Source organism: Leptolyngbya sp. CCNP1308 (assembly GCF_034932455.1).
Lineage (GTDB): Bacteria > Cyanobacteriota > Cyanobacteriia > Phormidesmidales > Phormidesmidaceae > Nodosilinea.
Map to the genome: position 1 here is coordinate 1 of NZ_JAYGIH010000071.1, position 638 is coordinate 638.

Annotated in this window: 1 protein-coding gene; it reads right to left on the reverse strand. The window is 48.7% G+C overall.

The window, feature by feature from the left end:
• Nucleotides 1-151: 151 nt before the first annotated feature.
• Nucleotides 152-481 carry a hypothetical protein gene (locus VB780_RS14280; protein ID WP_323351831.1) on the reverse strand — a complete coding sequence of 110 codons (330 nt, stop codon included), beginning with the start codon at nucleotides 479-481 and terminating at the stop codon, nucleotides 152-154.
• Between the last annotated feature and the right edge of the window lie 157 nt (nucleotides 482-638).

Consider the following 638-nt stretch of genomic DNA (forward strand, 5'->3'; position numbering starts at 1 on the left):
GGGCTCGGGTTAAGTTGCTGGGGTAGTCTTTACTCATAGCCTCACTCCGGCGTTGCTGACATTCATCTGCAACCTACACGGAGTGAGCTTTTTTACTCAAGCCCTAACTTTTCAAACACCCTCTTAGATCTACAGACGCAAGAAGACCACCTCAAACATCGGTAGGCCGTAGTTTGTCCATCTTCAGCCGATCTAGATAACGGTCTTCAATCACCTTTGAAGAATTACCTACCCACCTGGCAATGGTGGTAGACGAGTGCCCCGCTAAAGCCTGAAGAGTAATGAACGTATCTCGGCAGTTGTACGGGGTCATCGTAACCCCATCTTTTTCGTTCAATCCCAATGCGGCCGTCACGGTTAACCAAGCCCGTTGGTGGAAGTTTTTCTCGCTGATGATGCCACCTTTGGGGGCACGGAACACTAAATCCTCTGGTAGGCAATCGTCAGGCTTAATTGATTGTAATAGTTGCTGCAAACGCATAGGGCAGGTAAACCAGCGTCTGACACTGGTCTTAGGAACGTGGATTAAATAACCTGAACTTCTGGGACGGCGGTGTAGTTCCATTGAGGCAAGAGGTCATCAAAGACAATTGTCATCGTGGCTTTGAAGTCTTCAGCTACTTTTCGCCCCGTTTGGT